Raw genomic sequence first — 6,292 nt, forward strand, 5'->3', positions numbered from 1 at the left:
GGTATTTCCTTTCATTGGGTTACGGGGGGCGCGTCTGAACACGCCAGGATTGACACGGGTCAGTTTTGCTGTCCGAGCGACGCTTCGAGCCTTGCGTTTCGTGCTTTCAGCGCTGCCAGCTCAGTGCGAAACGGGGCCAGATAATCTTCAAACTCTTCAAAGGTCAGGCGTTGGGGGATGTGCTGCGGGCAGTTCCAGTCCATCGCTTCAAGCTTGATCACAACCGCCCGCTCCGGGTCAGCGCGATAGTCCGGCGCTCTCAGGCGCTGCATCAAGGCCGGATCGTCCTCGGCACCAATGATCATCGCCCGACCCCAGATCTTGAGACGCTTCTGATTGGGGTAGTCCATCAGGATCAGAGAGATGCGGTCATTGCCCAGCAGATTCCCAGTGCTGAGATACTGCCGGTTGCCGCGGAAATCGGCATAGGCAAGTGTCCGTTCATCCAACACTTTCAGAAAACCCGTTGGACCGCCGCGGAATTGCACATAAGGCCAGCCGGTTTCTGAGACCGAGGCCTGATAGAAGCCGTCCCTTTGCGCGATGAAGCTGGCCTCAATCGGGCTGATCAGGTCCTCGTGACGGGTGCCTTCCAGAAACTTCGCGTAGCCGTTCGCTGAACCATTTTTGGCCTGCGTTTCGCGCACGGAAGGCGTGAAGCTGATCTCTGCAAAGGGTCGTGCCATTGAATTCTCCATCTCGGTCTGGGCGATGCCCTAGGACTGAGGTGAAGTTAATCAGAGCTTCAATGTTGCGGAATTCAGATACTTGGCAATATATTATTCCAAAAAGTGGAATAATGCTGTGGACCGATTTCACGCGCTAAACGTCTTTGTGAAGGTGGCCGAGTTGAAAGGTTTTGCCGCGGCGGCCCGCCACCTCAACATGTCACCGCCAACAGTGACCCGAATGGTTTCCATGCTTGAGGACAGCCTGGGGATCCGTCTTTTTGTGCGCACCACGCGCTCGGTGATGCTGACTGATAGTGGACAAAGGTTTTTTGAGGATGCCAGACGTATTTTGGCTGATCTTGAAGAGGCCGAGCGCGCCGCTTTCGGTTCCTATGCCGAACCCACCGGGGAACTAAGTGTCACCGCATCGGTCTTGTTTGGTCGTATGTTCATCACTCCGCTTCTGGGCGAATTTCTGGATCTTTATCCGAAGCTATCGGCACGCACGCTTTATGTGGACCGCGTAGTAAATCTGATTGATGAGGGTCTCGACGTTGGTATCAGAATTGGCAACCTCGCTGATTCCAGTTTGATGGCCGTTAGGTGCGGTGCGGTAAATCAAATACTATTTGCGTCGCCATCTTACCTTGAATCGCATGGCAAACCTGAAACTCCGGATGATTTGTCCTGCCACGCGATCATTAATTCTACTGCCCTGAATGCATCCGCCCAATGGCATTTTCAAAGCAGTAGAAAGAGTATAGCCAAACGAGTGAACCCACGCATCAGCATGAATACTAATGACGCTGTGATTGAGTTGGCGTTGCAAGGTCATGGGATCGGACGGCTTTTGTCGTATCAGGTGGCACCCTACATTGCAGATGGGCGGCTCAAGACTGTCATGAAGTCATATGAGCCACCCGAGGTTCCCATCCATCTTGTGCATCAAGAGGGTCGAACCGTGTCTGCGAAGGTACGCGCTTTTGTTGATTTTGCGGTCGAACGTCTCAAATCGGATCCCCTTATTGGCCAGAACCAAACTCAGGCCTAAGCGCAAGACCAACAATTAGGCACAATCGCGCTATTCAGCCGCCGCCGCGGATGAGGCGGTCCATGCATTTGGGACAAACGCATCATCCAAAGCCGTTTCTGCCACATGGTTCGTATAGTTCGACAGGATTTTCAACGCTGTGCCAAGGATGACTTCCAGCATGGTCTGGCGGGTATAGCCAGCCGTCAGAAACGCCTCGACCTGTGCGTCGCTGGGCCAGCCTCGGCTTTCGTTGATCACGATGACGAATTTGCGCAGTGCTTCCAATTTGGGGTCGGCGATAGGGCTGCCATCGCGTAACGCTGCGATCACGTCTTCGGGGACACCGGCCATCTGTGAAAGAGTGGTATGGGCGGCCATGCAGTACTTGCACCCGTTCAACCGGTTGTTAGTCATAAGGATGATCTGACGCTCAGTCTCTGACAGGCTGGTCTTTCCAAAGATGTTGGAAAGTGTCGTATAGCCTTCCAAAATTGCGGGCGCTTCGGCCATGGCCGCATAAAGGTTGGGCACAAAACCATATCCTTTCAGCGATGCTTCCAGAATTGGTTTCGCGGCATCAGGGGCTGAGGCGATTGTATAGGTCTCAAAATCAGTCATGTCTGGTTTCCTTTGGGAAGAGTTTTCGACGCACGCAAATTGTCATTGCGGACAGGGCGTCTTGGAGAAATGCCGGCCTTTTGGGGAGGGGAGAGGCAGCGGTGGCTCCGACCGGCAAAAGCCACCAAATTCCTCGATCAAAGGCTGCCGACAGGCGTGTGGTGGATGTCTGCCCACTTGGCATGGGCGCCTTGGATCACGGTCTCTTTGTCCTCAAGGTACTTCTTGAAGATGTCCTCATTCACAAAGAGATAGAGCTTGTTGTCCACGATATCGGCATACCGAACATCGCCATCAAGCTTCTTGCCTACATAGACGCCAAAGGCGCAGAACCCGCCGAATTGAGGCAGATGTGCCGTCGGATCCGCCTCGAATGTGGCTTGCGCTGCCTGCGACGCAAAATAGTAGTCCACTCCATCAAGGGCCGATGTAAAAGTGGCGTTGCCCATCTCAGGATTCTCGGCTTCAAACATCGATACAGGATCGACGCCATGCATGCCGAGGGGCTGCCCGGTCAAGGTAAGACTGTTCGAAACGTTGTATTCATCGTCAGCCAATGCCGCCGCCGCCAGGGCGAGAGTCAACGCTGTTGTAAGTGCGGTAAATGTAAAGATGCGTGTCATGATATGTCCTTTCAGGATGTCAGGATCAAATTTGAAGATCGATTTGGGTCAGGCCGATTGGCCAATGCGCTCAACCGCGTCGTCGGTCCACCAGACGCCGTTGGCGACCATTCGGAAGTTGATTATGGCGGCGAGATACCCGTCACCTTCAGGCACCTTGGCCCCGGCTGTGGCATCGCGAACGACAGCGACTTCGTAGCCCAGCTCCAGCAGCTCGTAGAGATGCGCCTGCGTACACAGGTTCGCCGACATCCCCGCGAGGATCACTTTGTCGATCTTGCGTTTACGCAATTGCAGGTTCAGGTCATTCTGAGCAGGGCTGTAAACCTTGTGTGGCGAGCAAATGATGGTTTCGCCATCCTCGATGTACTTCTTGTATTGCGGCATCCAGTCGGCACCTGAGCCCTCGAAACTGTCCAAATTGAGCGGTCCCAGGCGGTCAAACATGCCGATGCTGTGCATCGTGGCTTCCAGAGTGCCCTCGAACTCCCACTTGTGGTCATGCGGGTAGTAATAGTGGGGCGAGATGAAGACTGGCATCCCCGCAGCCTTGGCGGCAATGAAAAGCCGTTCGATATTGTCGACCGTGCCCTGTTCGGTCACGCTTTCGCCAACGACACCCCACGTCACACCGTCCTCTGACAAAAAATCAATCTGGGGGTCGGTCACCACAAGCGCAGTACGCCCCGGCTCAATGGTCATGTCGATTTGGGGAAGGCCTGGATTTTCCGGGTCAGCATAGTAGGCGCGTGCTTCGTCGGTCGCGGCAAGGGCCTGCCCGCCAGCCACTATTGTTGTACCTGCCGCGGCCGCACCGGCGGCTTGTTGCAAGAGTCGCCGGCGCGCCATATCAACGCGTTCGGGCGTGACGTCGCAAGCGCAGCTTGCTCCATGTTTGTGGTCATGATTGCTCATTGCAAATTTCCTTTGTCTGAGAGGGGCAAATGGGTTTGCTTTACTCGGGAGCGCCCCAGGTGGATCTGACAAAGAAGAAGTTAGGCGCCACATCGATTGAGGTATCGGCCCGCCCTGCCAAGGTTTTGGCCGAACCTGCCATGTGGTCTTGAGGTGTGTGCCTAGTCGGAGGTCGCCTGCTGCCTGAATCGTGCCGGAGCCTGGCCAACCCAGCGCTTGAAGGCGCGGCTGAACGTGCTCTGTTCCGAAAACCCGGTCATAAAGGCGATCTCGGCTATGGAAGCCTTACCGTCACGGAGCAGGTCACGAGCGAGTGCAACTTGTGCCTGACCAAGAACGTCGCGATAGGTCAGCCCTTCTTCGGCCAACCTGCGGTAAAGAGTGCGCTCGCTCATTCCCATCTCTTGTGCGACATGCGCTGCTTGCGGCGCGCCGCTACTCAGGGCCGGTGTAAGCCGATGGACAATTGATTGGCTCAGTGAGGTGTCGTCATCGCGAGAGTTGAACTCCTCATCCAGGTGCTTCGTCATGAAATCTGACAAGCCCGGATCGCCAAGACGATTTTCGCTTTCCAGCATAGCAGGGCGCATAGCAATGGCGTTGTGGGCGCTCCCAAATCGAACCGGGCACCCGAAATATTCGGCGTAATGTTCTGGCTCTTGTCTGCATGCATGCTGAAACGTGACATATGCGAGCGACAACCCATCACCCACAAACCGATGCATGTTCCTCGCAAAGGCCGCAAGCGCGCATTCGTTGCGCAGCTCCAAGGCGGCGCGATGTGGTGTTTGTCCTTCAAAAATCCAAAGAACCGGGTCGCCGGTTTCATCAAGTCTGTAAACTGCGGTGTCCGTGACGAGACGAAAATAACGCTCGATCCGTTGCAAAGATTGCCGCAAGGTCGGAGCTGTCTTTACGGCTAGGCCAAGGACGCCGAGATCATCGGTCGCAATCGCGTTTGCATAGGCCTCAACCAACGCGGCCTCGTCCGCTTGTTGCGCACGAATCCAATCGATCAGATCGAAATACGCATCATCCGCCAATTGGCCGTCTTGAGCTTCTGGTAGACGCAGCACGACAGCGCCATTCGAAATCAGAGCGCCATCGTCGTTTAGCGTCATCCCGGCGGCGTTGGCCATCGCGCGGGCGAATGCGTAAGTTACACTTGCCATACGGTGAGATTAGCACTGGAAAGCTCTTTCACGCCAGATCGTCCAACCCTGTGATAGGTATAATAAATAGAGACAGCCTCGATCTTCGGGCGCTTGAGGATAAATGCGCCAAACTGATAACACTCGTCATCAGGTTTTCTGAACGGTATCGTCCGAAAGCGTGCGGAAGCATCCAGCCATAGAGGTCATGGTAGATGGGCGAAATTTTTATATCTGTGCTGCTGCCGCTCGCAGTTGTTGTCATCATGTTCTGCCTTGGCCTCGGACTCACAGCGGCTGACTTTCAACGCATCGGGAGACGTCCACGTGCCTTTTGCGTCGGGGCTCTCAACCAGATCATTTTGCTGCCTTGCATCGCTTTGATGGTGATCTTTATCTTTGGGATTTCCGCCGAGACAGCCGTTGGCATTATGATTTTAGCGGCCTGTCCGGGCGGGGCGATCAGTAACATCGTAACCAAGCTTTCGAATTGGGATGTTGCTTTGTCCGTTACTCTTACAGCAGTCTTCAGTCTGACTTGTGTCGTTACCGTACCGCTTATCCTGGGGTTTTCGATGCAGATGTTCATGGGGGCAACTGCGCCCGCTATCGACATCTCTTCGACGGCTTTAGCAATGTTTTTTTTAACAGCTTCTCCAATCCTAGTCGGGGTGACCGCGCGGTCATTGGCGCCGCGGATTGTAGCCGCTGTCGAACCAGTCTTTAGCAAGGTCTCTATGCTACTTTTTGCGCTGGTCATCGGAGGTGCGATCATTTCAAACTGGGTGGTGGTCGCGGATAATTTCCTTAGGCTTGGACCCGCACTTTTGGTTGTAGGTGCGTCACTCACGTTTATTGGCATCATGAGTTCAGGGATGCTCGGATGCACAGACATCGAGGCGAAGACGATTTCAATTGAGACCGGCGTTCAAAACGGAGCTTTGGGGATCGCAATTGCCACCTTGCTGTTGCCTAACACCAATGGGTTAAGCGAATATGCCATCCCATCCGCAATTTATAGCGTGGTCTGGATCGTAACAATGTTGCCTGTCTTCGCTTTCCTTGCGCGAAGAAGCCCAATTTCATGATCCTGACGCCTATTTGCTAGCTCTGGTTATGCGCTGAGCCAAGCCCCTTTGTTTCCATGCCAGAGCCCCATCTAGTCAAAGAGCGATCAAGGAGCTCCCAAGCCTGTGAATCGGCATGCGAAATTGACCCACTTGGGTGGGTTATGAGCGATTAAAATTGACCCACCTGTTTCGTTAGCATCCGCGCTTCAAG

Annotated in this window: 7 protein-coding genes; 2 read left to right on the top strand and 5 right to left on the bottom strand. The window is 54.4% G+C overall.

Annotated elements, in window-relative coordinates; translation table 11 throughout:
• Positions 1–59 precede the first annotated feature (59 nt).
• Positions 60–686, bottom strand: coding sequence for a pyridoxamine 5'-phosphate oxidase family protein (locus ACR0MJ_RS13750; protein WP_170684123.1), 627 nt, complete (start codon positions 684–686; stop codon positions 60–62).
• A gap of 118 nt (positions 687–804) precedes the next feature.
• Between ACR0MJ_RS13750 and ACR0MJ_RS13755 the strand changes: the two genes are divergently transcribed.
• Positions 805–1,722: a LysR substrate-binding domain-containing protein gene (locus tag ACR0MJ_RS13755; protein WP_170684121.1), complete on the top strand. Its 918-nt coding sequence runs from the start codon at positions 805–807 to the stop codon at positions 1,720–1,722.
• Positions 1,723–1,752: 30 nt separating this feature from the next.
• On the opposite strand, the gene ACR0MJ_RS13760 is transcribed toward ACR0MJ_RS13755, so the two are convergent.
• The 4 genes from ACR0MJ_RS13760 to ACR0MJ_RS13775 form a co-directional block, all read right to left on the bottom strand.
• On the bottom strand, positions 1,753–2,322 hold the full coding sequence (locus ACR0MJ_RS13760; protein WP_170473744.1) for a carboxymuconolactone decarboxylase family protein: 570 nt from the start codon (positions 2,320–2,322) through the stop codon (positions 1,753–1,755).
• A gap of 137 nt (positions 2,323–2,459) precedes the next feature.
• Positions 2,460–2,945 (bottom strand): YHS domain-containing (seleno)protein, encoded by a 486-nt coding sequence (locus tag ACR0MJ_RS13765; RefSeq protein ID WP_170684119.1) that lies wholly within the window; start codon positions 2,943–2,945, stop codon positions 2,460–2,462.
• Between the two features lie 48 nt (positions 2,946–2,993).
• The gene (locus tag ACR0MJ_RS13770; protein WP_170684117.1) at positions 2,994–3,860 is read right to left on the bottom strand and encodes a cysteine hydrolase family protein; all 867 of its coding nucleotides are present in this window, start codon (positions 3,858–3,860) and stop codon (positions 2,994–2,996) included.
• Between the two features lie 161 nt (positions 3,861–4,021).
• Positions 4,022–5,032, bottom strand: coding sequence for an AraC family transcriptional regulator (locus tag ACR0MJ_RS13775; RefSeq protein ID WP_170684114.1), 1,011 nt, complete (start codon positions 5,030–5,032; stop codon positions 4,022–4,024).
• 194 nt (positions 5,033–5,226) lie between these two features.
• On the opposite strand from ACR0MJ_RS13775, the gene ACR0MJ_RS13780 reads away from it, so the two are divergent.
• A complete protein-coding gene (locus ACR0MJ_RS13780) occupies positions 5,227–6,099 on the top strand; it encodes a bile acid:sodium symporter family protein (RefSeq protein WP_170684112.1) in 873 nt (290 codons plus the stop codon).
• The last annotated feature ends 193 nt before the right edge of the window (positions 6,100–6,292 follow it).

This window comes from Ruegeria sp. C6 (genome assembly GCF_056537625.1).

Bases quoted from the DNA above. Each gene is read 5' to 3' on its own strand.
- ACR0MJ_RS13770 (WP_170684117.1), bottom strand. From the start codon at position 3,860: ATGAGCAATCATGACCACAAACATGGAGCAAGCTGCGCTTGCGACGTC.
- ACR0MJ_RS13760 (WP_170473744.1), bottom strand. From the start codon at position 2,322: ATGACTGATTTTGAGACCTATACAATCGCCTCAGCCCCTGATGCCGCG.
- ACR0MJ_RS13775 (WP_170684114.1), bottom strand. From the start codon at position 5,032: ATGGCAAGTGTAACTTACGCATTCGCCCGCGCGATGGCCAACGCCGCC.
- ACR0MJ_RS13765 (WP_170684119.1), bottom strand. From the start codon at position 2,945: ATGACACGCATCTTTACATTTACCGCACTTACAACAGCGTTGACTCTC.
- ACR0MJ_RS13750 (WP_170684123.1), bottom strand. From the start codon at position 686: ATGGCACGACCCTTTGCAGAGATCAGCTTCACGCCTTCCGTGCGCGAA.
- ACR0MJ_RS13780 (WP_170684112.1), top strand. From the start codon at position 5,227: ATGGGCGAAATTTTTATATCTGTGCTGCTGCCGCTCGCAGTTGTTGTC.